We start from the raw sequence: 26,631 nt of genomic DNA on the forward strand, positions 1-26,631 counted from the left end.
GAGCGTCCGGGCCGGCCCGGCCGGCAGACGTCCGCAGTCGGCCGGACCCTCAGGCGGTCTTCGGCCGCGCCTCACCCCGGCCAGACGATGGCCTGCACCTCGCTGTAGGCGTGCAGCGCGTAGGACCCCACGTCCCGTCCGACGCCGCTCTTCTTGAAGCCGCCGAACGGGGCCTCCATGTTGCGGCCGACCGTGTTCACGCCCACCCCGCCGGCCCGCAGCCGGCGGGCGACGCGGAAGGCGCGGGCGACGTCGCCGGACCAGACGTAGTCGATCAGGCCGTAGTCGCTGTCGTTGGCGAGGGCGACCGCCTCCTCCTCGTCGTCGAAGGGGAGGACCGCGACGACCGGGCCGAAGATCTCCTCACGCACCACCCGCATGTCGGGCGTGCAGTCGGCGAGCAGGGTGGGCGCGACGTAGAAACCCCGTTCGGCGGCGGGCCGTTCACCGCCCGTGACGACGCGCGCGCCCTCCTTGCGCCCCAGTTCGACGTACGCCTCGACACGGTCGCGATGGGCCGCGGAGATGACCGGGCCGACCACCGTGCCCTGCTCCCTCGGGTCTCCCACCGTCAAATGCCGTGCGTACGCGGCCAGTCGCTCGACCAGCCGGTCGTACACGCCCCGCTGCACGATCACCCGGGTCGGCGCCGTGCAGATCTGCCCGCTGTAGAACGAGAACGTGGTGCCGATCCCCGACACCGCCGAGTCCAGGTCGGCGTCGTCGAAGACGACCGCCGCGCCCTTCCCGCCCAGCTCCATCAGCTGCCGCTTCATCCCCCGGCCGCACACCTCGGCGATCCGCTGCCCGACCGCGGTCGAACCGGTGAAGCTGACCATGTCGACGTCCGGGCAGTCGACCGCGGCCTCCCCGGCCTCCGGCAGCGATCCCGACACCACGTTCACCACGCCCGGCGGGGCGCCGGCCGCCTCCAGGGCCTCCGCCATCCGGTACACCGACAGCGGGTCCTGCGGCGCGGGCTTGACCACCACGGTGTTGCCCATGGCCAGGGCGGGGGCCACCTTGCCGGCCGGGTTGGCCCAAGGATTGTTGTACGAGGTGATGCACGTGACCACCCCCACCGGGTGGCGCACGGCCAGCGCGCCCATCACGGCGGCCCCGCCGAACGGGCCGGCCTCGTTGATCTGCGGCGGCAGCGCCTGCTCGACGGGCTCGACCTTCGCGTAGCGCCGGAAGCGGGCCACCGCGACCCCCACCTGCATGCCGCGCGCCGTGCCCGTCGTGGCACCGCTCTCGGCCTGGGCGAGCTCGGCGTACGGGAGGAAGTTGCGCTGGATGATCCCGGCCGCCCGGCCGAGCACCGCGGCCCGTTCCTCCGCGGGTGTGCGCGACCACACGCCGAAGGCCTCACGTGCCGCCGCCGCGGCCGCGTGCACCTGGTCCCGCGAGGCCTCGGGCGCGAGCCCGACGGCCTCCTCGGTCGCCGGGTCGATCACCTCGTAGTGCCCGTGCTCGGGCTCCACCCACGCCCCGCCGATGAACAACCGCTGCTCGCCGGTCACCTGACCCCCTCGAAGAACCGGTCCGGGCCGCCGCCGCGCGGCGGCCCGGACGCCCGTCACCTGGTGTTCACCGTCCGCGTGTCCCGCCCGGAGCGGAGCACCCTGCCGGGCACGGCGCCGGTCACCGTGTCCTGCCTGATCGCCTCGACGCCGTTGACCCACACGGCGTTCACGCCGATCGCCTTGGAGTCGAGGCGCGGGCTGTCACCCGGCAGGTCGTGCACCAGGGTGGCCTTGCCGGCGTCGATCCGTTCCGGGTCGAAGAGGACCAGGTCGGCATGGAACCCCACCTCGATGCGTCCGCGCTCGCGCAGCCCGAACAGCTGCGCCGGATCGTCCGTCAGCATCCGTACGGCCTGCTCCAGCGTCGCCAGCTTCCGCCCGCGCAGACAGTCGCCGAGGAAGCGCGTGGTGTACGGGGCTCCGCACATGCGGTCCAGGTGGGCGCCCGCGTCGGAGCCGCCGAGCAGCACGTCCTGGTGCTGCCAGGTCTCCGCGCGCAGCGCCCACGAGCCGGGGTCGTTGTCGGTGGGCATCGGCCACAGCACGGTCCGCAGGTCGTCGTGGGCGCAGATCTCGACCAGGCACGCGAAGGGCTCCTGGCCGCGCTCGGCCGCGATGTCCCGGACCACCCGGCCGGTCAGTCCCTCGTTCGCCGCGCTGTACGTGTCCCCGATGACATAGCGCCCGAAGTCGGCGAGCCGCCGGAACACGCCCGCCTCCTTGCTGTCGGCCCGCCGCAGCATCTCGGCGCGGACGTCCGGGTCGCGGAGCTTCGCGATGCGTTCCGGGACGGGCAGGGCGAGGACCGGACCCCAGCCGGGGATCAGGTTCAGCGCGCAGAAGGTGCCGAGCGACATGTTCATCGGGGTGAGGATCGGCATGGTGAGCGCGACGACACGGCCACCGGCCTTGCGGGCCCGTTCGCTCGCCTCCAGCTGCCGCGGGACGCGTTCGGGCACGGCCGCGTCGATCGTCAGGACGTTCCAGTTCAGGGGGCGGCCCGCGGCCGCGCTCATCTCCACGAACAGGTCGATCTCGGCGTCGCTGAACTGGTCGAGGCAGCCCGCCACGATCGCCTCGATCTGTGTGCCCTCGTGCTCGCCGACCGCCTTGCTGAGCGCCAGCAGTTCCGCGGGCTCGGCGTGCCGCGAGGCGACCGGTTCGCCGTCGCCGTCGGAGTGGGTGGAGGACTGCGTGGTGGACAGGCCCCAGGCGCCCGCGTCCATCGCCTCGTGGAGCAGGCGCAGCATGTCCTCCAGCTGGCCCGGGGTGGGCCGGCCGCCCACCGCGTCGGGTCCCATCACATGGCGGCGCAGCGCGCAGTGCCCGACCATGAAGCCGGCGTTGACGGCGATGCGGCCTTCCAGGGCGTCCAGGTACTCGCCGAAGGTGTGCCAGTTCCAGGGCGCGCCCTCCTCCAGGGCGACCAGGGACATGCCCTCGACCTTGGACATCATGCGGCGGGTGTAGTCGGCGTCGGCGGGGCGGGCGGGGTTCAGCGGCGCCAGGGTGAAGCCGCAGTTGCCGCCCGCGACCGTGGTGACCCCGTGGTTGAGGGACGGCGTCGCGTACGGGTCCCAGAAGAGCTGGGCGTCGTAGTGCGTGTGCGGGTCGACGAAGCCGGGCGCGAGGACGAGGCCGGCCGCGTCCTCGGCCGTGCGGGACTCCTCGGTGACCGTGCCGACGGCGGCGACACGGCCGTCCCGTATGCCGACGTCGGCGACGAACGCGGGCGCGCCGGTCCCGTCGACGACGGTCGCGCCCCTGATGACGTGATCGAGCATGGCGGCGTCCCTCCTTGAACTCCGCGGCGGTGGGCGCCCCCACAGGGGCGCGGGGAACTGCGCGGCCGGCCGCCGGGGGTCCGCGGTCGCCCGGCGGTCCGCGGCCCCGCGGCGTTCAGGCGCTCTGCCGGAACCGCGTGGTCCGGTGCACGGGATCCGTGTCGATCTTCGGGATCACGTGCTCGCCGATCAGCCGGATGGTCTGCAGGGTCTCCTCCTTGGGCACCCCGACCGGCAGTCCGAAGCTGAGCTGGTCGGCGCCCGCCTGCTCCCAGCGCTTGCACTGGGTGAGCACCTCGTCCGGGTCGCCGCAGATCAGCAGTTCCTCCTCGATGAGGAGCTCGACGAACTCGGGGGTGTACTCGGGGAGCGTCTCGGGCCACACGGGGAAGCCCTCGGGGCGCGGGAAGGTGTCGTGGTAGCGGAAGACGAGGGACGGCAGGTAGTGCAGCCCGCCGCGGACGGCGATGTCGATGGCCTCGTCGTGGGTGGGCGCGCAGATGGCGGTCGTCGTCACCATCACGTTGTCGTTGACGAAGTCGCCGATCGGGTCGGCGTTCACGATCGCGGTCTTGTACTGCTCCAGCACCCACTCCATGTCGGAGACCTTCTGGATGCTGAAGCCGAGCACTCCGAGGCCCTTGCGGGCGGCCATGGCGTACGAGGGCGGTGAGCCGGCGGCGTACCACATGGCCGGGTGCGACTTCCCGTACGGCTTCGGCAGGATCTTGCGCGGCGGCAGCGACCAGAACTTGCCCTGGAAGCCGACGTACTCGTCCTGGAGCCACATCTTCGGGAACTCGGCGATCGTCTCCTCCCAGATCTCCTTGGTGAAGTTCATGTCGGTGACGCCCGGTATGAAGCCGAGGATCTCGTGCGAGCCGGCGCCGCGCCCCGAGCCGAACTCGAAGCGGTTGCGCGAGAGGTGGTCGAGCATGGCGACCTTCTCGGCGACCTTCACCGGGTGGTTGACCTGGGCGAGCGGGTTGAAGATGCCCGAGCCGAGGTGGATGCGTTCGGTCGCGTGCGCCAGGTAGCCGAGGTAGACGTCGTTCGCCGAGAGGTGCGAGTACTCCTCCAGGAAGTGGTGCTCGGACGCCCAGGCGTACTTGAAGCCGGACTTGTCCGCCTGGATGACGTACTCGGTCTCCTCCATCAGCGCCTTGTGCTCGGCGAGCGGATCGGTCTCGGCCCGCTTGCCCACGTATCCCTGTACAAAGAGCCCGAATTCCAAGGAGGTTCACCGTCCCCACGTCTTTATCTGACAGACCGTCAGATCCAATGCGCCGACTGTTGCACCGCACCCTTGAGCCGTCAATAGCTGACAGCACGTCAGATGACGCTGACCCCGGCCAGCCATCCCCCGTCGATCACGAACGGCTGCCCGGTGATGTAGGAGGAGTCGTCGCCGGTCAGGAACAGGGCCAGCCGGGCCACCTCCTCCGGCCTCCCCACACGCCCCAGCGGCACGAGCTTGCGGTACAGCTGGTCGAGGGCGGCGGAGGTCTCCTCGGGGTCCGCGTCCGGGTCGAGCTGGGCGGGGTTGCTCATGGCGGTGTCGACGGCGCCGGGACACACCGCGTTGACCCGTATCCCCTTGGCCGCGAGCTCCAGGGCGGCCACCCGGGTCAGCCCGACGATGGCGTGCTTGGTGGCCGCGTACGCGCCCACCCACGCCATGCCGGTGAGTCCCGTGTACGAGGCCGTGTTCACGATCGTGCCGCCGCCCGCGGCGGCGATCTCCGGTGCGACGGTCTTGATGCCGAGGAACACCCCGACCTGGTTGACCTGCACGATCTGCTGGAACTCTTCGAGGGGCGTGTCGACCAGTTCGTTGAAGCGCAGGATGCCGGCGTTGTTGACGAGCCCGTCGACGTGTCCGTACGCGTCCTTCGCGGCCGCCGTGGCCGCGCGCCAGTCGTCCTCACTGCTCACATCGAGATGGACGTAGCGGGCCCCGATCTCCTTGGCGAGGGCCTCGCCCTGGTCGTCCAGCACGTCGGCGAGGACGACCCGCGCGCCCTCCGCCACGAAGAGCCGCGCCTCCTGCTCGCCCTGTCCGCGCGCCGCGCCGGTGACGATGACGACGCGTCCGTCCAGCTTGCCCATGCCGTGTCTCCCTGCTCTGCCTGTTGGGGTGGGTGCGGGCGAGGGCGGACCCGGCCGCACCTCCTGGGTCCGGAACCGTGCCCCGCCTCAGTCGAGGAGCGGCCCGACCTCAGCGCCGAACGCGGCCATCTGGTCGGTGAGCTCGCCGCGGCTGCGGCTGCGGAAGCGCACCTGTATCTGGTGCACGCCCATCGCGCGGTACGCCCGCAGCGACTCGGCGAGCGCCCCGGGCGACCCGTGCAGGGTGCGCCGCCCGACGTCCCAGCCCGGCTCGCCGACGTACAGCGGTTCGGTGATCGCGCCGACGGTCAGGGGGTCCTCGATGCCCGCCTGCGCGCGCAGCTCGCCGAGCCGGGCGATCTGCGCGGGCAGCCGGTCGCGCGGGTCGCCCTGCGGCAGCCAGCCGTCCCCGCGGAGCGCGGCACGGCGCACGGCGGCGGGCGAGGAGCCGCCGACCCACACGGGCACCCGGTCCTGGGCCGGCCTCGGCCGCTGCCCGAGCCCCTCGAAGTCGTACAGCTTGCCGTGGTGGACGGGGAACTCCTCGGGGCCGAGGGCGGCGCGCAGCGCGTCCACGGTCTCGTCGAGCACCGCCCCGCGCCGCTCGAAGTCGGCCCCGACCGCGTCGAACTCCTCGCGCACGTGCCCGGCGCCCACCCCGAGCACGAGCCGGCCGCCGGACAGGTGGTCGAGGGTCGCGTACTGCTTGGCCGTGACGAGCGGATGCCGCAGCCCGACGATCGCGACATGGCTGAGCAGCCGGACCCGCTCCGTCACGGCCGCCAGGTGCGCAAGGGTGGCGACGGGGTCGTACCAGATGGTGCTCATCGCCCCGGCGAGGCGGCGCGGGATGGCGACGTGGTCGCAGCTCGCGATGTAGTCGAAGCCGGCGCGGTCGGCGCTGCGGGCGATCTCGACGAGGTCGGCCGGGCCCGCCGAGGCCTCCCATGCCTCCGCGTAGAGCGTGCTCTGCGACTGGACCGGGAGCTGCATCCCGTACGCCAGCCGTCCTTCGGGCAGCACCTGCATGGCACGCCCTCCCATCTGACGATCCGTCATGTCGCTCGGGCTGCCGCCCATCGTCGTAGCTGACGGACCGTCAGACAAGAGGCGGGCCGGTATTCAGGACGCCCAGAGACCGTCCTCCGTGAGCCCCAGCAGGTCGATGGCGTTGCGCCGCACGATCCGCTCGACGACATCGGGGGCGAGATGGGCCATCTGTGACTCGCCGACCTCCCGGGACTTCGGCCAGGTGGAGTCCGAGTGCGGGTAGTCCGTCTCGTACAGGACGTTGCCGACGCCGATCGCGTCCAGGTTCCGCAGGCCGAAGGCGTCGTCGAAGAAACAGCCGTACACATGGTCGGCGAACAGCTCGGACGGCGGCCGGTGCACCTTGTCGGCGACACCGCCCCAGCCCCGGTTCTCCTCCCACACCACGTCGGCCCGTTCGAGGATGTAGGGGATCCAGCCGATCTGCCCCTCCGCGTACATGACCTTCAGGTTCGGGAAGCGCTCGAACTTGCCGCTCATCAGCCAGTCCACCATCGAGAAGCAGCAGTTGGCGAAGGTGATGGTGGAGCCGACGGCGGGCGGGGCGTCGGCGGAGGTCGAGGGCATGCGGCTGGAGGAGCCGATGTGCATGGCGACGACCGTGCCGGTCTCGTCGCACGCGGCGAGGAAGGGGTCCCAGGCGTCGGTGTGGACGGAGGGCAGCCCCAGATGGGGAGGAATCTCGGAGAAGGCCACCGCGCGTACGCCACGGGCGGCATTGCGCCGTACTTCTTCCGCCGCAAGTTCGGCGTCCCACAGCGGAATGAGGGTCAGTGGTATGAGGCGGCCGGCGGCCCGCGGTCCGCACCATTCCTCCACCATCCAGTCGTTGTAGGCCTTCACCGCGAGCAGGCCCAGCTCGCGATCCTTGGCCTCGGTGAACGTCTGGCCGCAGAAGCGGGGGAACGTGGGGAAGCAGAGAGCGGACTGGACATGGTTGACGTCCATGTCGGCCAGGCGCCGGGGCACGTCGTACGAGCCTGGTCGCATCTGCTCGTACGTGATGACTTCGAGCCTGATCTCGTCGCGGGAGTACCCGACGGCCGTGTCGAGCCGGGTGAGCGGGCGGTGCAGGTCCTCGTACACCCACCAGTCGCCGACCGGGCCGTCGTCGCCCGGGGCGCCCATCACCGGGGCGAACTTCCCGCCGAGGAACGTCATCTCCTTCAGCGGCGCCCGGACGATGCGGGGCCCGGTGTCCCGGTACCTGGCCGGGAGCCTGTCGCGCCAGACGTCGGGGGGCTCCACCGTGTGGTCGTCCACCGAGATGATCTTCGGGAAGGGCGTTTCGGAGGTCACCGAAGGGCCCGCCTTGCTCTGCGTGGTCTCCATACGGCCCACGGTAGCGCTGATCTGACGACCCGTCAGCTCTCCGTCCGACCGCCCGTGCCGCCACCCGTGGGCTGGGCGATTGTGTGCGGACATGTGGGGAGACTGTGTGAGGACCTTGTGGTGTACCGTCCGGCGCCCTGTGACAGCCGTCTCCCACGGCTGACGCATCCGCCATGAACAAGGCAAACTGGCCTCGTTGTACTGACGGTTCGGCAGGGGGACAGCGATGGTCGGTGTGCCGCGGGTACCGGAGCAGCGACGTCCCGAGGAATCGGCGGCGTTGCGCTTCAGCGTGCTCGGACCGGTGCGCGCCTGGCGCGGGGACGACGCCCTGCCCGCCGGGTCACCACAACAACGCGCCCTGCTGGCGGCCCTGCTGCTGCGCGAGGGCCGCACGGCCACGGCATCCGAACTCATCGACGCCCTCTGGGGCGACGAACCCCCCTCCCAGGCGCTGGCCGCCGTCCGCACCTACGCGTCACGGCTCAGGAAGGCCCTCGGAACCGAGGTCCTGGTCAGCGAGTCCGGCGGATACGCCATCCGCTCCCTCGGTGACGGGGCGCTGGATCTCGCCCGCGCCCAGGAACTCGCCGCCGACGCGGAGAAGGCCCGCGGCGGCGGAGACCTGTGCCGCGCCCGCGAGCTGCTCCGGGACGCCCTCGGCCAGTGGGACGGCGAGGCGCTCGCGAGCGTGCCCGGCCCGTACGCCGAGACCCAGCGGGCACGGCTCGACGAATGGCGGCTGCAACTCCTCGAGACCTGCCTCGACATGGACCTGGAGCAGGGCTGCCACGCGGAGGCCGTCTCGGAGCTGACCGCCCTGACGGCCGCGCACCCGCTGCGCGAACGGCTGCGCGAGCTGCTGATGCTCGCCCTCTACCGCAGCGGCCGCCAGGCCGAGGCCCTCGCGGTGTACGCGGACACCCGGCGCCTGCTCGCCGACGAGCTGGGTGTGGACCCGCGGGCGGGCCTGAAGGAGCTCCAGCAGCGCATCCTCCAGGCCGACCCCGGCCTCGCCGAACCGTCCGCCCCGGCCGCCGAGCCCGCCGCGGCTCCCGTGCGCCCCGCCCAGCTGCCGGCCACCGTCACCGACTTCACCGGGCGCGCCTCCTTCGTCCAGGAGCTCAGCGAGGTCCTGGCCTCCGCCACCTCCGCGGAGGGCAGCGTGATGGCGGTCTCCGCGCTCGCCGGGATCGGCGGCGTGGGCAAGACCACCCTCGCCGTGCACGTCGCGCACCAGTCGCGCGGGGCCTTCCCCGACGGTCAGCTGTATGTGGACCTCCAGGGCGCGGGCGCACGCTCCGCCGAGCCCGAGACCGTGCTCGGGGCCTTCCTGCGCGCCCTGGGCACCGCCGACTCGGCGATCCCCGACTCCCTGGAGGAGCGGGCCGCCCTCTACCGCTCCGTGCTGGACGGGCGCCGCGTGCTCGTCCTGCTCGACAACGCGCGGGACGCCGCACAGGTGCGTCCGCTGCTGCCCGGCACCGAGGGCTGCGCGGCGCTGGTGACCTCCCGGGTGCGGATGGTCGACCTGGCGGGCGCGCACCTCGTGGACCTCGACGTGATGTCCCCCGAGGAAGCCCTCCAGCTCTTCACGAAGATCGTCGGCGAGGAGCGGGTGGCGTCCGAGCGGGAGGCAGCCCTGGACGTGGTCGCCGCGTGCGGCTTCCTCCCCCTGGCCATCCGCATCGCCGCCTCCCGGCTGGCCGCCCGCCGCACCTGGACCGTGTCCGTGCTGGCCGCCAAGCTCGCCGACGAGCGGCGCCGGCTGGACGAGCTCCAGGCGGGCGACCTCGCCGTCAAGGCGACCTTCGAACTCGGCTACGGCCAGCTGGAGCCCGCCCAGGCCCGTGCCTTCCGGCTGCTGGGCCTGGCCGACGGACCGGACATCTCGCTGCCCGCGGCGGCCGCCGTGCTCGACCTGGACGTCGAGGACACCGAGGACCTCCTGGAGTCCCTCGTCGACACCTCGCTCCTGGAGTCCGCGGCGCCCGGCCGCTACCGCTACCACGACCTCGTACGGCTCTACGCGCGTGCCTGCGCCGAGCGCGACGAACAGCCGCCGAGCGAACGCGCCGCCGCGATGTCGCGGCTGCTCGACTTCTACCTGGCCTCGGCCACGGCGGTCTACGCCATCGAACGCCCCGGCGACCGGACCGTGGACCATCTCGAAGTGACCCGGCAGCAGGGGCAGGAGTTCGCCGACGACGGCAAGGCGCTGGACTGGCTGCACGCGGAGGCGGCCTGCATCCTGGCGTTCGTCCAGCAGTCGCTCGGCCCGGACACGCTGCGCCGGGGGGTCGATCTCCTGCTCGCCTCCAAGGACCTCGCGGAATCGGGGGCCAGCTCCCTGGCGTACGAGGCGGCGACCAGGGCCGCCCGGGACGCCGCGGAGGCCCTCGACGACGCCCACGCGGCGGGGCGCGCCCGGGTCACGCTCACCCAGGTGCTCAGCACCGCGGGACGCTTCGACGAGGCGGCCGCCGAGGCCGACCGGGCCGTCGTCCTCGGCGAGGCGGCCATGGACCCCTGGACCAGCGGCAACGCGCCCAACGAGCTCGGCATCATCGCCATCTGCCGCAACGAGCACGCCGCCGGCGAGGCGCACCTGCTCAAGGCGATCGACAGCTTCCGCGCCGACGGCAACCGTCCCGGCGAGGCGAGCGCCCTGTGCAACCTCTCCCGTGTGCTGGTCTCGATGAACCGCACCGCGGCGGGCATCGAGCTGGCCCAGCAGGGCATCGCGATCTACGACGAACTGGGCCTGACCGTCCGGCTCGCCAACGCCCGCTACGCGCTCGGGATCGCGTTCGGCCACGCCGGGCGCCACGTCGAGGCACTGCAGCAACTCACCCAGGCGCTCGCCATCTTCGTCGAGAACCGGCAGCGCCTGTGGGAGGGCACCACGCACTTCCGCATCGCACAGGTGCACCTGGCGGGCCGCGGTCTCGCCAAGGCGGCCCAGCACGCCGAACAGGCCCTCAGCACCGGCTGCATCGGCGGTGACTGGATGCGCGCCAACGTCCTCACCCTCCTCGGGCGGTCGTTGCAGGGTCTCGGGCAGGTGGACCGGGCACGCGCCTGCTGGAACGAGGCGCTCACCATCCACGAGGAGGCGGGCGCCCCCGAGGCCGACGAACTGCGCGCTCTGCTCAGCCCCGTCGCCGCCGCCTGAGCCGCCCCGGGGCGGCGTTCATCGAACGTTTATGGGCGGCTGCCAGTCTCAGTGCATCGACCCGTCGCGTCGGGGGGCAGACGGATCGGCGTGGGCCCCACTTGTAGGGTGAGCGGCCCTGGAACGCCCGTTCGGCGACCCACGGGGGAGTTGCCGAACGGGCGTTCCCCACAGCACACCTTCAACTCAACGGGAGGGCCCAGCGATGAGCGACGAGAAGAAGACCGACGACCTCACGGACGCCACCACGATGGACAGCCACGCGCCCGCTCCGCCGGCCAAGGACCCCGTCGCCACCACGGACGACAGCCACGCGCCCGTGCCCGGCGAGGACGCCGTGACCACGATGGACAGCCATGCGCCGGCCCCGCCGGCCAAGGACGGCGTGACCACGATGGACAGCCACGCTCCCGTGCCTCCGGCGCTGCGCCGGGACTGAAGACTGCCTTACGACGGGGATCGGCCGCGGCGGCGCGGAGGGGGAGCCGTCGCGGCCGAGGCATGTCCGGGGTCCGGGAGACGCCGGCCGGCCCGCCCGTCCGTCAGCGGGCCCGCAGCTCCCCCTTGACCACCTTCCCGCTCGCGTTGCGCGGCAGGTGGGCCACGAACTCCACCGCGCGCGGGACCTTGTAGTTGGCCATCTCGCGGCGGGACCAGGCGATGAGGTCGTCGGAGGTCAGGGTGGAGTCCGCGCGGCGGACCACGTAGGCCTTGCCCACCTCGCCGAGGCGGCCGTCGGGGACGCCGATCACGGCGACGTCCGCCACGTCCGGGTGCAGGCCGAGAAGCTGCTCTATCTCCGCGGGGTACGCGTTGAAGCCGCCGACGATGAACATGTCCTTGATCCGGTCGGTGATGCGGAGGTTGCCCGCCTCGTCGAGGACGCCGACGTCCCCCGTGCGGAGCCAGCCGTCCGGGTCCAGGACCGCGGCGGTGGCCTCCGGGTCCTCGAAGTAGCCCTGCATGACGTTGAATCCGCGGACCAGGACCTCTCCCGGCGTGCCGGGGCCGACGGGGTCTCCCGCGGTGTCCACGACCCGTACCTCGCTGCCCGGGATGGCCCGGCCCGACGTGGCGGCGATCACCGGCGCGGCGTCGCCCCGGCGGCACATGGTGACGATGCCGCTGGCCTCGGAGAGACCGTAGGCCGTCAGCACGGTGTCGATCCGCAGCTCCGACTTCAGCCGTTCCACCAGGCGCAGCGGGACGACGGCCGCGCCCGTCACCACCAGGCGCAGGGCCGAGAGGTCGTGGGTGTCCCGGGACGGGTGGTCCAGCAGGGACTGGTGGAGGGTGGGCGGGCCCGGGAGGACGGAGATGCGCTCCGCGGCGATGTTCGCCAGCACGGTCTCCACGTCGAACACGGGCTGCGGGACCATGGTCGCGCCGCGCATCAGACAGGCGATGATCCCGGCCTTGTAGCCGAAGGTGTGGAAGAACGGGTTGACGATCAGATAGCGGTCGCCCTCGCGCAGACCCGCGAGGTCGCTCCAGATCGCGTAGCCGCGCAGTGTCTGCGCGTGGGTGATCAGCGCGCCCTTGGGCCGGCCGGTCGTGCCCGAGGTGAAGACGATGTCGGAGGGTGACGCGCCGGAGAGGGCGTCCTCGCGCCGCCGCACGTCGTCACGGCCCACGCCTTCGCCCTCGGCCAGGAAGTCCTTCCAGGTGCGGAAGTCGGCGGGGGCGTCGTCCGCGAGGACCACCACCTGCTCCAGGTGCGGCAGCCCCGGCAGCGGACCGGATCCGGCGCCCTCCCCGGCGGCCCGGCGCAGCGACGCCACGTACGAGGTGCCCAGGAAGGTGCCCGTGACGAACAGCAGTTTCGCGCGGCTCCGGGACAGCACGTACGCCGCTTCCGCGCCCTTGAAGCGGGTGTTGAGGGGGACGAGGACGGCACCGGCGCCGACGGCGCCGAGGGCGCAGACGATCCAGTCGAGGGTGTTGGGCGCCCAGACGGCGACCCGGTCCCCGGGCTCCACCCCGTTCGCCATGCAGGCCGCCGTCGCGCGTTCGACGCGGGCGCCCAGCTCCTCGTACGAGACGCGGGTGCGGCCGTCGACGACCGCCTCGCGGTCCGCGAAGCGCTCCGTGGCCGACCGCACCAGCCCCGGGACGCTCGTCCACTCCAGGTCACCGCGCATCGCGTACCTCCCGCCCGCACACCACTAGCTGACTGTCCGTCAGATTAGCTGTAGCCTGACGCCCTGTCAGCAGCCGGGACCTTGCGCGGAGGTGCACCCATGCCGGGGATCAAGGACGCCACAGCCGTCGTCGGGATCGGGCAGACCCCCTTCGCCAAACACCTCCCGGAGTCCGAGAAGGCCCTGGCCTGCCGGGCGATCCTCGCCGCCCTCGACGACGCCGGCATCGCGGCGTCGGAGGTCGACGGGCTCGCCTCCTACACCATGGAGGAGACGGACGAGGTGGAGGTCGCCAAGGCGGTCGGCCTCGGCGATCTCACGTTCTTCAGCAAGGTCGGTTACGGGGGCGGCGGTTCCTGTGCCACGGTCGCGCACCTGGCCGCCGCCATCGCCGCCGGGCAGGCCACCGTCGGCGTCGCCTGGCGGTCGCGCAAACGCGGCTCCGGCCCCCGGCCGTGGAAGAACACCACCGTCCAGCTCCCCACCCCCGCGCAGTGGACCCGACCCTTCGGACTCCTGCGCCCCGCCGACGAGATCGGCATGCTCGCCCGCCGGTACATGCACGAGTACGGCGCCACCCGCGACCACTTGTTCAACGTCGCCCTCGCCTGCCGCAACCGCGCCAACCAGAACCCCGCCGCGATCATGTACGAACGCCCGCTCACCCGCGAGATGTACATGACCTCCCGGTGGATCAGCGAACCGCTCTGCCTCTTCGACAACTGTCTGGAGACCGACGGCGCGCTGGCCTGCGTCCTGGTGTCCGCCGAACGCGCCCGCGACTGCCGCACCCGGCCCGTCTACGTCCACTCCGCCGCCCAGGGCCTGCCCGCCCAGCACCACGGGATGGTCAACTACTGGAACGACGACCCGCTCACCGGGCCCGCCTGGACGGCCGCCCGACACCTGTGGAAACACGCCGACTTCACCCCCGAGGACGTCGACGTGGCGCAGATCTACGACGCCTTCACCCCGCTCATACCGCTCTCCCTGGAGGGCTACGGATTCTGCGCGCGGGGCGAGGGCGCCGCGTTCACGGAGGGCGGCGCGCTGGAGATCGGCGGACGGCTGCCGGTCAACACCGGCGGCGGCGGACTCAGCGAGGCGTACGTGCACGGCTTCAACCTCATCAACGAAGGGGTGAAGCAGCTGCGCGGCACGAGCACCGCACAGATACCCGGGGCCACGACCTGCCTGGTCACCGCGGGGGAAGGCGTCCCGACCTCCGCCCTTCTGCTGAGGAGCTGAGATGTCCGACAGCCTGCTCTCCCCCGTGCCCGACGACGACGGCGCCCCCTTCTGGCGGTACGCCGCACACGGCGAACTGCGCGTCCAGGCCTGCGCCGACTGCGGCGAACTCCGCTTCCCGCCCCGTCCCTGCTGCCCGCACTGCCACTCCTTCGCGAGCGAATGGCGCCGGATGAGCGGCCGGGGCCGCGTGTGGTCGTACGTCGTCCCGCACCCCCCGCTGCTGCCCGCCTACGCCGAACAGGCGCCGTACAACGCGATCGTGGTGGAGCTCGCGGACGCCCCGCGGATACGTCTCGTGGGCAATCTGGTGACCGCCCCCGACGCCCCGCTGAACTCCGTCCCCGCGCAGCGACTGCGGATCGGCGCACGGGTGCAGGCGGTCTTCACCGAGGTCGACGGGGTGTCCGTGCCCCGCTGGGTCCTGGAGCGGCCGTGAGCGGCGGCGGACTGCGCGTCAGCGCCGACAAGGACACCGGCGTCGCCGTCGTCACCATCGACCGGCCGGCCCGGCTCAACGCCATCGACCTCGGCACCGCCGCCGAACTCGCCGCCGCCTGGCGTGACTTCCGCTACGACGACGGCGTGCGGGCCGTCGTCGTCACCGGCGCCGGGGAGCGTGCCTTCAGCACCGGGCTCGACCGGGACGCGGCGGTGCCGCAGCCGGGCTCCCCGTTCATGGTGGACGACCCCCTCCTCACCGTCGGGCCGAAGGCCAACGACCTGTGGAAGCCGGTGATCGCCGCAGTCAACGGCATGGCCTGCGGCGGCGCCTTCTACCTGCTGGGCGAGGCGGAGTTCGTGGTCGCGGACGAGACGGCGACCTTCTTCGACCCGCACACCACCTACGGGATGGTCAGCGCCTACGAGTCCGTCCACATGGCGCAGCGGATGCCGTTCGGCGAGGTGGCGCGGATGGCGCTGATGGGGACGGCCGAGCGGCTGTCGGCGCGGCGGGCCCACGAGGTGGGCCTGGTGTCCGAACTCACCCCGCCCGGTGCCGCGCTGGACGCGGCCGTCGAGTGCGCCGCCGTCATCGCCTCGCATCCGCCCGAGGCCGTACAGGGGACCGTACGGGCGCTGTGGCTCGCCAAGGAGGCGGCCCGCGCGCAGGCCCTCGCGCACGCCCCGCAGCTCGTCACGCTCGGGAATCTGCCGACGGAACGGCAGGCGGAGCTGTTCACCGGACGACGGCCCGGGTTCCGGCTGCGCTGAGGACTGTCCCGTCATCCCTGGTGGATCAGCACGCGGCATCAAATGCGGTGCATCGCAAGGCGGTGGGGGTCCCCCCGCCGAAGGCAGGGGGCGGCCGTCCTCATCCTGGGCGTATGCGGGCGACCCTCCGACGCGGCGAGGTGCCGTAGCTGTCGTCGTGCGCCCCCCCGGGGATCACGGGACAGCCCTGAGGGGGGAGTCGGCGTCGCGTGGCGGGCTTCCCGGACCGGGCGTAGCGTCTGCTGCGACGGCCGCCGTCCGGACTCCCTTCCGTGCCCGGCACGACGGCCGTCACCGTCCGCCGGGCCCGGCGCGCGCTACGTCGTGCGGGCCGTGCCCGTCCCCTTCTCCGCGTCCAGGGCGTACACGCAGCGGTCCTTGCTGCAGGCGTAGACGACCCCGTCCCTGACCACCGGGGCGCCGGTGATCTCGCCGCCCGTGGCGAGCTTCCAGCGCAGCCGGCCGTCGTCGGCCTTCAGGGTGTACAGCAGATGGTCGGTGGAGCCGAAGTGGATCCGGCCCTCCGCCACCGCCGGGGCACCCACCAGGTCGCCGCCCGCCTGGAACCGCCACTTGGGCGTACCGGTGACGGCGTCGAGGGTGTAGAGGCCCTTGCCGCTGCCGACGTGGACGTGGCCGGCGGCGACGAGCACCGGCTCGACGGAGGCCCGGGACTCGGTGGCGATGCGCCAGCGGTCGCGGCCGTCGGTGGCGTCGAGGGCGTAGACCGTGCCGAGGTAGTCGGCGAGGTAGACACCGCCTCCGGTGACCGCGGGGCCGGGGGCGAAGGTGGGCGGGCAGAGGAAGACCGCCGGGGCCTCGAAGTGCCAGCGGACGTGTCCGCCGGCCACGTCGATGGCGAGCACGCGGGTGCCGGCGCAGACGTAGACGTAGCCGTCGGGGGCTTGGGTGATCCGGACCGGTACGCCGCCGCAGGAGGCCGCGTCGCCGACCGGGTAGGACCAGCGCTCCTCACCGGTGCGCGCCTCCAGGGCGCGCAGCCGCGCGTCCTTCCAGACGTAGACCGTGCCGTCGTGGAGGGCCGGTCCGGCCTCCGGGGACTCGAAGTCGGTCTGGGCGCCGGTGATCTCCCACAGCTTCTGGCCGCTGGAGGCCTCCCACGCCTGTACGCCGCCGCCGCGGGTGCCGGTGACGACGGTGCCCCGGTCCGCCTTGAGGGAGTACACCCAGGCGTCCGTCGACAGGCGCCACAGGTCACCGCCCTCGCGGGCGTCGAGCGCGAACAGCGTGGGCCCGTCCGAGGCGTGGATACGGCCGTCGGCGACCGCCATGGACCAGGCCACGTCCCGGGTCTTGAACCGGCGGCGTCCGGTGGCCACGTCCAGCGCGTGGACCTCGAAGGAGGTGACGTAGACCAGGTCGTCGGCGACCGCGGGCGTCCCCCACACGTCGTTGGACATGCGGAAGCGCCAGGGCCGCCAGCCCGAGGCCGACTCGGCGGGCGGGGCCGGCGCCACGGTGGGCACGGGGTCGGCGCCGTTCACCCCGGCGTGCGGCCGGGACCAGGACGCGGCCAGGCCCGCCTCCGGGGGAGGCGCCTTGACGGCGGCGGCACGGGCGTCGGCGACGCGCGGCCCGGGGCCGATGGGCACCTGGGCGCCCGCGAGGCGCACCGGGCCGGTGTCGGGCGCCCCGACGGGCACGGGCGCGTGCGAGGGCGGCGCGGGCACGGCGGAGCGGCCTCCTGCGCTGCGTCCGCCGCCGGCGGTGGGCTTGGGGGCCGGACGGCCCCCGCGGCGCGCCTCGATGAGGCCCACCGCCCGCTCGGGCAGCCAGGCCGACGCCGTGCCGCTGTCGTCGGAGCCGGAGCCGAAGAGGTGGGGGGCCAGCTGGGACTGGAGGTCGGCGGGATTAGGGCGTGCCGTGGCCTCCATCTGCATGCATGACTCGATGAGGGGGCGCAGTTCGTCGGGCAGCCCCTCCAGGTCCGGGCCCTCGCGCAGCAGCATGAAGACCGTCTCGACCGGGTTCGCGCCGTGGAAGGGGGCGTGGCCGGTCGCGGCGAAGACGAGCATCGAGCCGAGTGAGAAGACGTCGCTCGCGCCGGTGACGCTGCGGGAGTCCTTGGCCTGCTCGGGAGACATGTAGGCGGGCGTGCCGACGGCGACGTTCGTCATGGTCAGGCGGGTGTTCGAGACGCCGGACGCGATGCCGAAGTCGATCACGCGCGGCCCGTCCTCGACGACCAGGACGTTGGAGGGCTTGAGGTCGCGGTGGACGAGACCCGCGCCGTGGATGGACTGGAGGGCCTCCGCGACGCCCGCCGCCAGCCAGCGCACCGCCTGGGCCGGGAGCGGCCCGCACTCGTTCACTATTTCTTCGAGGGAGGGCGCGGGCACGTAGGCCGTGGCCAGCCAGGGCACCGCGGCGCGCGCGTCGGCGTCCACGACGGCCGCCGTGTAGAAGCCGGACACGGCGCGGGCCGCCTCGACCTCGCGCGAGAAGCGGACCCGGAACAGCTGGTCCTCGGCGAGTTCCGTCCTGACCGTCTTGATCGCCACGCGCCGGCCGGACGCCGAGCGCGCGAGATAGACCAGCCCCATGCCGCCGGCACCGAGCCGCCCCAGCACCTCGAACGGCCCGATCCGCCGCGGATCGTGCTGTGTCAGCTGATCCACCACTTGCCTGCCACCTCCCCGTACGGGCCGCGCCGTCCACGTATGAACGCGACCCCGTGCAGCGTCTCACCACCGCACCGCCATGGCGGCACGCACCCCGATTCTTCCTGGCCGAGCCGAAGGTTGCGAACCAGGGGTCGAATCGGGGTGTCTCATGATGTATCAGGACAAAGGGGCAGGGTTTTTCGGTGGTGGACCGCCGCACCGCCCGTCGCCCGTGGCCGATTCACCTCTCCAGCACGGCGAAGGAGGCCCCCTGGTTGTCCGTGACCACCGCCACCCGCCCGTACGAGGTCTCGAAGGGCGCGGCCTGGACACGGCCGCCGAGCCGGCTCACCGTCCGCAGCGCCGCGTCGCAGTCCTCGACCCCGAAGTGGACGAGGAAGTGGGGTGGCATTTCGGCCGGGAAGACGTCGGAGACCGGGGCCCGGCCGAAATCGGGGGTGGCGTCGGGGCCGAAGAGGGCGTCGTGGAAGAGGGAGCCGTAGAAGCGGTCGACGGTCGCGGTGTCCCGGGCGTACAGCTCGGCCCAGCAGAAGGAGCCGCGCTCGTGGCGCCGCCCGAAGCCGGGGTGCGTGCCGGTCTGCCACAGGCCGAACACGGCACCTTCCGGATCGGTCGCCAGGGCGGCCGTGCCCAGGGTGTCGACCGGCTCGGGGGTGGTGATGAGCCGGCCGCCCGCCTCCGTGACCCGGCGGGAGAGCGCGGTGACGTCGGGCGCCGCGAAGTAGACCGTCCACACGGTGGGCATCCGGCCGTCCCGCTTGGGCGCGAGGGCCGCGACGGCCTCGCCGCGCAGACGGGCCCAGCCGGACGGGCCGTACCCCTCGGCGAAGGTCCAGCCGAAGAGCTCGCCGTAGAAGCGCTTGCCCGCGTCCACGTCGGGGAGCTGCGCGTCGACCCAGCAGGGCACGCCCTCGGAGAAAACGGCTGATTCGGCCATGCGGCCAAGCTAACGGCCCTCCCCGCATCCCGCAGAGCGGGCGCGCCCACCCCCGTGAACTCCCGTGGCGGGCCGCCGCACCCCATTTGCAGTCGGTCGAATCGCGCTCCGATCACCCCTCGGTAAGCTGACGGCATGACAGGACAAGTGCGTACCGTCGACGGCCGCGTGGCCGGGCGGCGTGGGCAGGCGACCCGGCAGAAGCTGCTCGACTGCCTCAGCGAGATGCTCAGCTCCTCGCCCTACCGGGACGTCAAAGTCATTGATGTCGCCCGGAAGGCGGGTACGTCGCCGGCGACCTTCTACCAGTACTTCCCGGACGTCGAAGGCGCCGTCCTGGAGATCGCCGAGCAAATGGCCGCGGAGGGCGCGGCGTTGACCCAGTTGCTCGAAGGACGTTCGTGGGTCGGCAAGGCCGGCTGGCAGACCGCCCAGGAGCTCGTGGACGGCTTCCTGGAGTTCTGGCGCAAGAACGACGCGATCCTGCGAGTCGTCGATCTGGGCGCCGCCGAGGGCGACAAGCGGTTCTACAAGATCCGCATGAAGATCCTGAACTCCGTGAACAACTCCCTTACGGACACGGTCACCGAGCTCCAGTCCAAGGGCAAGGTCGACAAGGACGTGAACCCGGCGGCGATGGCCGGCTCCCTCGTCGCCATGCTCGCGGCGGTGGCCTCGCACCAGAAGGGCTTCCAGTCCTGGGGCGTCAAGCAGGCCGAACTCAAGCCGAATCTCGCCCTGTTGGTGCACCTCGGAGTGACCGGGAAGAAGCCGACGAAGTAGCGTCTCCCCTTTTCCTGCTCAGATCCCCTGCTCAATTCCTGTCATGCGGGCGGCAGTCCACCGGTGTGGGCTGCCGCCCGCTGCGCTGTGCGGGCCCCGGCGCCGGGCGCTACGAGGGCAGCGGGCGGTCGGTGACGACATGCTTCATCACGAGCGTCGACGTCAGCCGCTGCACGCCCGGCAGCGTCGCCAGCCGGTCGTCGTAGAGCCGCTGGAAGGCCGCGAGGTCGGCGGTCGCGACCCGCAGCAGGTAGTCCGGCTCCCCGAAGAGCCGTTGCGCGTCCAGGACGTGGGGGATGTCCGCCAGCGCCCGCTCGAAGTCGGCGACGGTGTCCCGGTCCTCCTGGCGCATCGAGACGAAGACCAGCGCCTCGAAGGTCAGGCCGACGGCGGCCGGGTCCACGACCGCGCGGTAGCCCCGGATGGCACCGGACCGCTCCAGCTCGCGCAGCCGCCGGTGGCAGGGCGAGACGCTCAGCCGCACCCGGGCGGCCAGCTCGGTGACGGTGAGCCTGCCGTCCTGCTGGAGCTCGGCAAGAATTTTCTGGTCCACGGCGTCCATGAGGAAGATTCTGCCCCCGAAGGCGCGATCATGAGCAAACTTCGAAAACACCTTTGGGGCGATCGCGCCTAATGTCCCTCTTATGGATTGGGGACTGGTCACGGCGTTTCTGGCCGTGGATCTGCTGCTGGTGTGCGTGCCGGGCGCCGACTGGGCGTACGCGATCTCGGCGGGGCTGCGGGGCTCGGTGCTTCCCGCCGTCTCGGGGCTCGTCGCCGGGTACGCGGTGCACACACTGCTCGCGACGGCCGGGCTCGCGGTGCTGGTCGCGGGGTCGCCCGCGCTCCTCACCGGGCTCACGGTGGCGGGGGCGGGCTATCTGCTGTGGCTGGGCTGGGGCGTGCTGCGCAGGCCGGCGACGCCAGGAACGGCCCAGGACGCCCCGGCGGCACCGCCGCTGCGCACGTTTCTGCGCGGGTCCGCCATCAGCGGCCTCAACCCCAAGGGCCTGCTGCTCTACCTCTCCGTGCTGCCGCAGTTCCTGCGACCGGGCGGGGTTCCGGTGGCCGCGCAGACCGGCCTGCTCGGGGCCGTCCACATGGCCGCCTGCGCCGCCGTCTACCTCACCGTCGGCCTGCTGGCCCGTGCCGTGCTGCGGGCCCGCCCCGCCGCGGCCCGTGCGGTGGCCCGCACCTCCGGCGCCGCGATGCTCGGCATCGGCGGGTTCCTGCTGGTGGAGCGCCTGGCCACACTGTGACGCGGGGCCCCGCCGGCGGGCGCGGTCCGCGCGCGGGCCGGTGCGGTCAGCGAGCGCGCCGGTGCGGCCGGCGCGGGCCGGTGCGGTCAGCGCGCGGGCGGTCGGCGGCGCTCGATCCGGAACAGCCGGATCTCCCGGTCGACCCGCGCCTGGTAGGTGGCGTACGGCGGCCAGAACGCCAGCGCCGCCTTCCAGGCCGCGGCCCGCTCCTCCCCCGCCAGCAGCCGGGCGGTCACGGGGACGTCCTCACCCTTCCAGCTGATCACGGCGTCGGGATGGGCGAGCAGGTTGGCGGTCCAGGCGGGATGGTCGGTGCGGCCGAAGTTGGACCCGATGAGGAGCCAGGTGTCGGGACCGGGCCCCTCCGGCATGCACGCCAGCGGAGTACGCCGCTCCAGCCCGCTCCGGGCGCCGCGCGCGGTGAGCACGACCCCGGGCAGCATCTGCGCGCTGAGCAGCACCTTGCCCCGGGTCAGCCGGTGCACGGCGCGGTCGAGGGCGGGCACGACGTGCGGCGCGACCCGGGCGAAGGCCCGGGTGGAGGACACCTTCTGCACCAGCCGGACACCGGGGACCCGGCGCGGCCCCCGTCCCTGGGTCGTCACACCGCCACCTCCCCGCCGTCGAAGAGCCGTGCCGCGTCCGCGGCGTGCCCGCGCAGCCGGTGCACGGGCCCGAAGAGCAGTTCGTCGCCGGACGCCCGCTTGAAGTACAGGTGGGCGTCGTGCTCCCAGGTGAACCCGATGCCGCCGTGCAGCTGGATTCCCTCCGCCGCCGCGGTGCGCAGTGCTTCCAGGGCCTGCGCGAGGGCCAGGGGCCCCACCCGTTCCCCCTTCGCCGCGGCCCAGGCCGCGTAGTACGCCGCCGAGCGCGCCGCCTGCACCGCCACGTAGACGTCCGCGAGCCGGTGCTTGACCGCCTGGAACGACCCGATGGCCCGCCCGAACTGCTCCCGCTGCCGCACGTACTCGACGGTCCGTTCCAGGGCGCGGTCCGCGGCGCCCACGGCCTCGGCGGCCAGCACGGCGGCGGCCGTGTTCCCGACGGCGGCGAGCGCGCCGGGTACCCCGGAGCCGGCCGCGCCCCGCCGCTCGCTCCCGGCATCGCTCCCGGCATCGCTCCCGGCATCGCTCCCGGCATCGCTCCCGGCATCGCTCCCGCCCAGCAACTCGGCCTCCACGTCCCGCAGTTCCACGCGGGCCTGAGGCCGGGTCTCGTCCAGCGTCGTCTGCCGCACGCGGACGAGTCCCTCGGCCCCCGCCCGGACGAGGAACAGCAGCGTGCGCGAGCGGGCGAACCCGCCCGTGTGCGCGGCCACCACGAGCAGTCCCGCGCTGTGCCCGTCGAGCACCTGCGCCGCCTGCCCGTACAGGCGCCACCCGCCGTCGGCCCGGCGTGCCTGCACCCCGCCGGCCCGTCCCCCGCCGGACCAGTCGCCCCGGTTGTCGCCCACCAGGCCGAGGGCCGTCGCCAGGGCCGTGCCCGGCACGGTGAGCGCGGCGGTCAGTTCACCGGAGGCGAGGCGGGGCAGCAGCGCCGCGCGCTGCGCCTCGGTGCCGAGGGCGAGGACCAGCGGCGCGGCGAGCACCGCTGTCGCGAGCAGCGGCCCGGGGGCCAGTACCCGGCCCGACTCCTCGCAGGCGAGGGCCAGTTCGGTCACCGAGCAGCCGACACCGCCGTACCGCTCGGGGAGGGTGAGTCCGGGCAGCCCCAGCTGCCGGCCGAACGCCTCCCAGAGCGCCGTGTCGTACCCGGCGGGCGTGCCCACGGCGGCCCGCAACTCCTCCGGGCCGCAGCGTTTGTGCAGCAACTCCCTGAGCGTGCGGCGGATCTCGTCCTGTTCGGCGGTGAAGCTGGCGTCCATCGGCGGGCTCCTCCTGCGGCGGCCACGTGGCCTCACGGGACACGCGTATCCGACGGGCCCTGCGCGAACGGCCCATCTGACGGCCCGTCATGTTAGGGCGGAGGGGGTCGAATGCACAGGCCCGTGACGACCTCCCTTTCCCGGCTCGATCTGATGTACCGTCAGATCCATGACGCCAGGGAGCCGGAAAGTCGCCGTCGTCGGCGTGTCCCTCTCGGACTGCGGCCGCGTGGACGGCGTGACGCCGTACGCACTGCACGCCCAGGCCGCACGACGGGCCCTCGCCGACGCGGGCCTGGACCGCGGGGTCGTCGACGGCTTCGCCTCCGCCGGCCTCGGCACGCTCGCCCCGGCCGAGGTGGCCGAATACCTCGGACTGCGCCCGGACTGGGTCGACTCCACCTCGGTGGGCGGCTCCACCTGGGAGGTGATGGCCGCCCACGCCGCCGACGCGATCGCCGCGGGTCACGCCAACGCCGTCCTCCTCGTGTACGGGTCCACGGCACGCGCCGACATCAAGGCGGGCCGGCGCACCGGGAACCTGTCGTTCGGGTCCCGCGGCCCGCTCCAGTTCGAGGTCCCGTACGGCCACACGCTCATCGCCAAGTACGCGATGGCCGCGCGCCGGCACATGCACACGTACGGCACGACGATCGAGCAGCTGGCGTCGGTGGCGGTGCAGGCGCGGGCGAACGCGGCGGCGAACCCGGAGGCGATGTTCCGGGACCCGATCACCGTCGACGAGGTGCTGGACGGACCGCTGATCGCGGACCCGTTCACCAAGCTGCACTGCTGCCTTCGCTCCGACGGGGGCGCCGCGGTCCTGCTGGCCGCCGAGGAGTACGTACGGGACTGCCGCAGGACACCGGTCTGGATCCTCGGCACCGGGGAGCACGTCTCGCACACCACCATGTCGGAGTGGGAGGACTTCACGGTCTCGCCCGCGGCGGTCAGCGGGCGGCACGCCTTCGGACGGGCGGGCGTCCGCCCCGAGGAGGTCGACCTCGCGGAGATCTACGACGCCTTCACCTACATGACGCTGGTGACGCTGGAGGACCTCGGGTTCTGCGCGAAGGGGGAGGGCGGCGCCTTCGTCGAGAAGGGCCGGCTGACCCTGTCCGGCGACCTGCCGGTGAACACGGACGGGGGCGGTCTGTCGGCCCAGCATCCCGGCATGCGCGGCCTGTTCCTGCTGGTGGAGGCGGTGCGACAGCTCCGGGGAGAGGCGGACGGGCGGCAGGTGCGCCGCCGCGACGGCACGTTGCCGCGCCTGGCCGTGGCCTCCGGCACCGGCGGCTGGTTCTGCTCCTCGGGCACCGTGGTGCTGGGACGCGACTGAGCGGCCCGCCGCACCCGGCGGGACCGGGCACGGCGGTCACGGTGCGACGGTGACCAGGGCCGAGTCGTCGGTGGGGTCCGGGTCCCGGCGGTCCGTCCGGCCGCCGTCCGGCACCACGATGCTCCGCAGCGCGATCCTGCCCGTCCCGGGCTCCCCGAGGTGCAGCGTGAAGTCGAAGGTGCGGCTCTTCCCCGGCGCGAGCTCGCCCACGTCACAGATGTACGTGAAGTCCTTCTCGGCGCAGTAAGGCTCGAAGTAGCCGTCGTCGACCTGCGCCATGGGCTGCTTCACCACACCGGAGCCGGGCGGAGGCTCGAACACCAGCCGGGCGGACAGGCCGGGATCGCCGGGCCCTTCGTTGTGGACGGTGAGCCGCACCTCGCGCTCGTCCCCCGGGTCGCCGTGCACGGTGACGTCGGAGAGCTCGTAGTCGGCGCGGGTGTCGAGGCGGACATGGGTGCTCACGATCCGCTGGGCGAACCTGCCGTGCCCGTCCCGGGTGACCTCGGCGCGCAGAGCCGGCCCGTCACCCGGATCGCCGCCCTTGGGGTAGCTGCCGTACTGGCCCGGTCCCATGTCCAGCGCCCAGGCCTCCTGGGTGAAGTAGCCGTACATGTACGCGGCCGAGGCGCGCATGCGCAGCGCCGGGCGCAGGACGACGGTCTCGCCGGGGGCGATGCGCAGCCGGGGGAACCTGCAGACAGCGGTGTGCCCGTGACGGGTCTCGGGATAGCGGCAGTTGGAGTACCGCTGCGTGAACTCCTGTGTTCCGGAGCCGATTTCGAGCCCGAGGCCGACCACCGGCACCTCGCCGGCGTTGTGCACGACGACCGGGGCGGTGATCTCGGCACCCGGGCGGACGTCCTCCAGCGGCGCGGCGGTGCGCACCTCGACCACGGGCTCCCCGACCACGACGCTGGTGCGGGCGGAGAGTTCCTTCCCGTCCTTCGTCGTGTAGGTGACCCGGACGGTCCCGGTGTCGCCGGGCCTGCTGCCCTCGGCGGCGACCGGCAGGACGCGTTCGCCGTTCACCCAGTTGTTGTAGGAGGAGTCCACGTCGCAGGTGACGTGGAGGGTGTCGCCCGAGCAGTGCCCCTGGCGGCGCAGCCGGACCGCGTGCTCGGAGCCGGGCAGGACGTCCACGGTCAGCCGGCGGGCGCCCGCTCCCGTGTCGTTCCCGACCCTCACGTGGTACGGCTCCTTGTCCTCGGGGCCGGACTTGTCGCCGGTGGGGCGCACGTAGAAGAGCCCGGGCGCCGAGAGCGACGGCTTCGGGGGCTTGTCCAGGGGGCCGCACCCGGTGAGCCCCAGCAGCAGGGCGCCGCCGAGGGCCGCGGCGGTCACACCCCTCACCGGACGGCCCGGCCGTCCGGGCGGACCGCGCCCCCGCGGCGGCCCCGGACCGGCCGGCGCGAGGCCGCCCCGGGCAGGGCCCTTCGGAACAGGACCGGTTCGGTCGCGCGCACGGATCCCCCGCCTTCCCCTCGCTGAGCTCCGGCAGGCGGACCAACCTACTGCCGCCGGGCGCGGGGGCGATACTCACAGGCATGGAACTGGATCTTCATGAGCTGCTCAGGTCGCTGCGGGTGTGGGACACGGAGCTGCCCGGCTTCGCGCCGGACGAGGCGCCCGGGGAGCCGCTGCCCCTCTTCGTGAGCTGGTTCGCACAGGCGGTGGCGGCCGGTCAGCCCGAGCCGCACACCATGTCGCTGGCGACGGCGGACGAGGACGGGCTTCCGGACGTGCGGACCGTGATGCTGCACGGCGCGGACGCCGACGGCTGGTCGTTCGCGAGCCACGCGACGAGCCGCAAGGGACGCCAGCTCGGGTCCCGCCCGTACGCGGCCCTCGGCTTCTACTGGCCTTCGCAGGGCCGCCAGATCCGTCTGCGCGGGCCCGTCACGGCGGCCCCGCCGGAGGAGGGCCAGGCGGACCTGCACGCCCGCTCCACCGGCGCGCTGGCCGCCGCGCTGGTGGGCCGCCAGAGCGACGTACTGCCCTCGTACGAGGAGCTGGAGCGCGCGTCCGACGCCGCCTGGGACCGGGCCCGCCGGGAGCCGGACGCCCCGGCCCCCACCTGGACGCTGTACCGCCTTCGCCCCGAGGAGGTGGAGTTCTTCCAGGGCGACGCCCGCCGCCGTCATGTGCGCCTCCTCTACCGCCGCACGACCTCGGGCGACTGGCTGAAGGAGCTGCTGTGGCCGTGAGGTCCGGGCAGCCGCCG

22 protein-coding genes are annotated in these 26,631 nt (G+C 73.1%); 9 read left to right on the top strand and 13 right to left on the bottom strand.

Annotated features, from left to right (window positions below; genetic code table 11):
• Positions 1 to 71: 71 nt before the first annotated feature.
• The 6 genes from ACSYGO_RS21730 to ACSYGO_RS21755 form a co-directional block, all read right to left on the bottom strand.
• Complete coding sequence (locus ACSYGO_RS21730) at positions 72 to 1,523, bottom strand: aldehyde dehydrogenase family protein (protein ID WP_426677586.1); 1,452 nt, start codon at positions 1,521 to 1,523, stop codon at positions 72 to 74.
• Between the two features lie 56 nt (positions 1,524 to 1,579).
• On the bottom strand, positions 1,580 to 3,310 hold the full coding sequence (locus tag ACSYGO_RS21735) for an N-acyl-D-amino-acid deacylase family protein (protein ID WP_426677585.1): 1,731 nt from the start codon (positions 3,308 to 3,310) through the stop codon (positions 1,580 to 1,582).
• 115 nt (positions 3,311 to 3,425) lie between these two features.
• On the bottom strand, positions 3,426 to 4,544 hold the full coding sequence (locus ACSYGO_RS21740) for an LLM class flavin-dependent oxidoreductase (protein ID WP_078629232.1): 1,119 nt from the start codon (positions 4,542 to 4,544) through the stop codon (positions 3,426 to 3,428).
• Positions 4,545 to 4,642: 98 nt separating this feature from the next.
• The gene (locus ACSYGO_RS21745) at positions 4,643 to 5,419 is read right to left on the bottom strand and encodes an SDR family NAD(P)-dependent oxidoreductase (protein WP_435229390.1); all 777 of its coding nucleotides are present in this window, start codon (positions 5,417 to 5,419) and stop codon (positions 4,643 to 4,645) included.
• 87 nt (positions 5,420 to 5,506) lie between these two features.
• A complete protein-coding gene (locus ACSYGO_RS21750; protein ID WP_432172641.1) occupies positions 5,507 to 6,448 on the bottom strand; it encodes an LLM class F420-dependent oxidoreductase in 942 nt (313 codons plus the stop codon).
• A 93-nt stretch (positions 6,449 to 6,541) separates the two neighbouring features.
• Entirely contained in the window at positions 6,542 to 7,801 is a 1,260-nt protein-coding gene (locus ACSYGO_RS21755) for an amidohydrolase family protein (RefSeq protein ID WP_426677582.1), read from the bottom strand.
• A gap of 226 nt (positions 7,802 to 8,027) precedes the next feature.
• On the opposite strand from ACSYGO_RS21755, the gene ACSYGO_RS21760 reads away from it, so the two are divergent.
• Together ACSYGO_RS21760 and ACSYGO_RS21765 are read left to right on the top strand one after the other, a co-directional pair.
• Complete coding sequence (locus ACSYGO_RS21760) at positions 8,028 to 10,976, top strand: AfsR/SARP family transcriptional regulator (RefSeq protein WP_460387298.1); 2,949 nt, start codon at positions 8,028 to 8,030, stop codon at positions 10,974 to 10,976.
• Positions 10,977 to 11,181: 205 nt separating this feature from the next.
• Complete coding sequence (locus ACSYGO_RS21765) at positions 11,182 to 11,415, top strand: sigma-like protein (protein WP_095935009.1); 234 nt, start codon at positions 11,182 to 11,184, stop codon at positions 11,413 to 11,415.
• Positions 11,416 to 11,518: 103 nt separating this feature from the next.
• Here ACSYGO_RS21765 and ACSYGO_RS21770 read toward each other — a convergent pair whose 3' ends face one another.
• Entirely contained in the window at positions 11,519 to 13,117 is a 1,599-nt protein-coding gene (locus tag ACSYGO_RS21770) for a FadD3 family acyl-CoA ligase (RefSeq protein WP_435229395.1), read from the bottom strand.
• A 99-nt stretch (positions 13,118 to 13,216) separates the two neighbouring features.
• On the opposite strand from ACSYGO_RS21770, the gene ACSYGO_RS21775 reads away from it, so the two are divergent.
• The 3 genes from ACSYGO_RS21775 to ACSYGO_RS21785 are packed head-to-tail and all read left to right on the top strand — an operon-like array spanning position 13,217 to position 15,580.
• Positions 13,217 to 14,365, top strand: coding sequence for a lipid-transfer protein (locus ACSYGO_RS21775; RefSeq protein ID WP_426677579.1), 1,149 nt, complete (start codon positions 13,217 to 13,219; stop codon positions 14,363 to 14,365).
• A gap of 13 nt (positions 14,366 to 14,378) precedes the next feature.
• Positions 14,379 to 14,804 (top strand): Zn-ribbon domain-containing OB-fold protein, encoded by a 426-nt coding sequence (locus ACSYGO_RS21780; protein WP_359488891.1) that lies wholly within the window; start codon positions 14,379 to 14,381, stop codon positions 14,802 to 14,804.
• Positions 14,801 to 15,580 (top strand): enoyl-CoA hydratase/isomerase family protein, encoded by a 780-nt coding sequence (locus ACSYGO_RS21785; RefSeq protein WP_460387301.1) that lies wholly within the window; start codon positions 14,801 to 14,803, stop codon positions 15,578 to 15,580. The genes ACSYGO_RS21780 and ACSYGO_RS21785 overlap by 4 nt, the downstream gene beginning before the upstream one ends.
• A 317-nt stretch (positions 15,581 to 15,897) precedes the next feature.
• On the opposite strand, the gene ACSYGO_RS21790 is transcribed toward ACSYGO_RS21785, so the two are convergent.
• Complete coding sequence (locus ACSYGO_RS21790) at positions 15,898 to 18,222, bottom strand: outer membrane protein assembly factor BamB family protein (protein ID WP_460387303.1); 2,325 nt, start codon at positions 18,220 to 18,222, stop codon at positions 15,898 to 15,900.
• Between the two features lie 223 nt (positions 18,223 to 18,445).
• Positions 18,446 to 19,162, bottom strand: coding sequence for a VOC family protein (locus tag ACSYGO_RS21795; RefSeq protein ID WP_460387305.1), 717 nt, complete (start codon positions 19,160 to 19,162; stop codon positions 18,446 to 18,448).
• Positions 19,163 to 19,297: 135 nt separating this feature from the next.
• On the opposite strand from ACSYGO_RS21795, the gene ACSYGO_RS21800 reads away from it, so the two are divergent.
• The gene (locus tag ACSYGO_RS21800) at positions 19,298 to 19,945 is read left to right on the top strand and encodes a TetR family transcriptional regulator (RefSeq protein WP_037765222.1); all 648 of its coding nucleotides are present in this window, start codon (positions 19,298 to 19,300) and stop codon (positions 19,943 to 19,945) included.
• Positions 19,946 to 20,054: 109 nt separating this feature from the next.
• On the opposite strand, the gene ACSYGO_RS21805 is transcribed toward ACSYGO_RS21800, so the two are convergent.
• Entirely contained in the window at positions 20,055 to 20,507 is a 453-nt protein-coding gene (locus tag ACSYGO_RS21805; RefSeq protein ID WP_095935015.1) for an Lrp/AsnC family transcriptional regulator, read from the bottom strand.
• 82 nt (positions 20,508 to 20,589) lie between these two features.
• Between ACSYGO_RS21805 and ACSYGO_RS21810 the strand changes: the two genes are divergently transcribed.
• On the top strand, positions 20,590 to 21,204 hold the full coding sequence (locus ACSYGO_RS21810; protein ID WP_426677575.1) for a LysE family translocator: 615 nt from the start codon (positions 20,590 to 20,592) through the stop codon (positions 21,202 to 21,204).
• Between the two features lie 86 nt (positions 21,205 to 21,290).
• On the opposite strand, the gene ACSYGO_RS21815 is transcribed toward ACSYGO_RS21810, so the two are convergent.
• Together ACSYGO_RS21815 and ACSYGO_RS21820 are read right to left on the bottom strand one after the other, a co-directional pair.
• A complete protein-coding gene (locus tag ACSYGO_RS21815) occupies positions 21,291 to 21,809 on the bottom strand; it encodes a nitroreductase family deazaflavin-dependent oxidoreductase (RefSeq protein ID WP_432186168.1) in 519 nt (172 codons plus the stop codon).
• Complete coding sequence (locus tag ACSYGO_RS21820; protein ID WP_460387307.1) at positions 21,806 to 23,068, bottom strand: acyl-CoA dehydrogenase family protein; 1,263 nt, start codon at positions 23,066 to 23,068, stop codon at positions 21,806 to 21,808. The genes ACSYGO_RS21815 and ACSYGO_RS21820 overlap by 4 nt, the downstream gene beginning before the upstream one ends.
• Positions 23,069 to 23,237: 169 nt before the next feature.
• On the opposite strand from ACSYGO_RS21820, the gene ACSYGO_RS21825 reads away from it, so the two are divergent.
• The gene (locus ACSYGO_RS21825) at positions 23,238 to 24,407 is read left to right on the top strand and encodes a thiolase C-terminal domain-containing protein (RefSeq protein ID WP_460387308.1); all 1,170 of its coding nucleotides are present in this window, start codon (positions 23,238 to 23,240) and stop codon (positions 24,405 to 24,407) included.
• A 36-nt stretch (positions 24,408 to 24,443) separates the two neighbouring features.
• Here ACSYGO_RS21825 and ACSYGO_RS21830 read toward each other — a convergent pair whose 3' ends face one another.
• Positions 24,444 to 25,751, bottom strand: a complete 1,308-nt coding sequence (locus ACSYGO_RS21830) for a COG1470 family protein (RefSeq protein ID WP_460387310.1) — start codon at positions 25,749 to 25,751, stop codon at positions 24,444 to 24,446.
• Between the two features lie 203 nt (positions 25,752 to 25,954).
• On the opposite strand from ACSYGO_RS21830, the gene ACSYGO_RS21835 reads away from it, so the two are divergent.
• Positions 25,955 to 26,614, top strand: coding sequence for a pyridoxine/pyridoxamine 5'-phosphate oxidase (locus ACSYGO_RS21835; protein WP_460387312.1), 660 nt, complete (start codon positions 25,955 to 25,957; stop codon positions 26,612 to 26,614).
• Positions 26,615 to 26,631 lie beyond the last annotated feature (17 nt).

It is taken from the genome of Streptomyces krungchingensis (genome assembly GCF_054729265.1).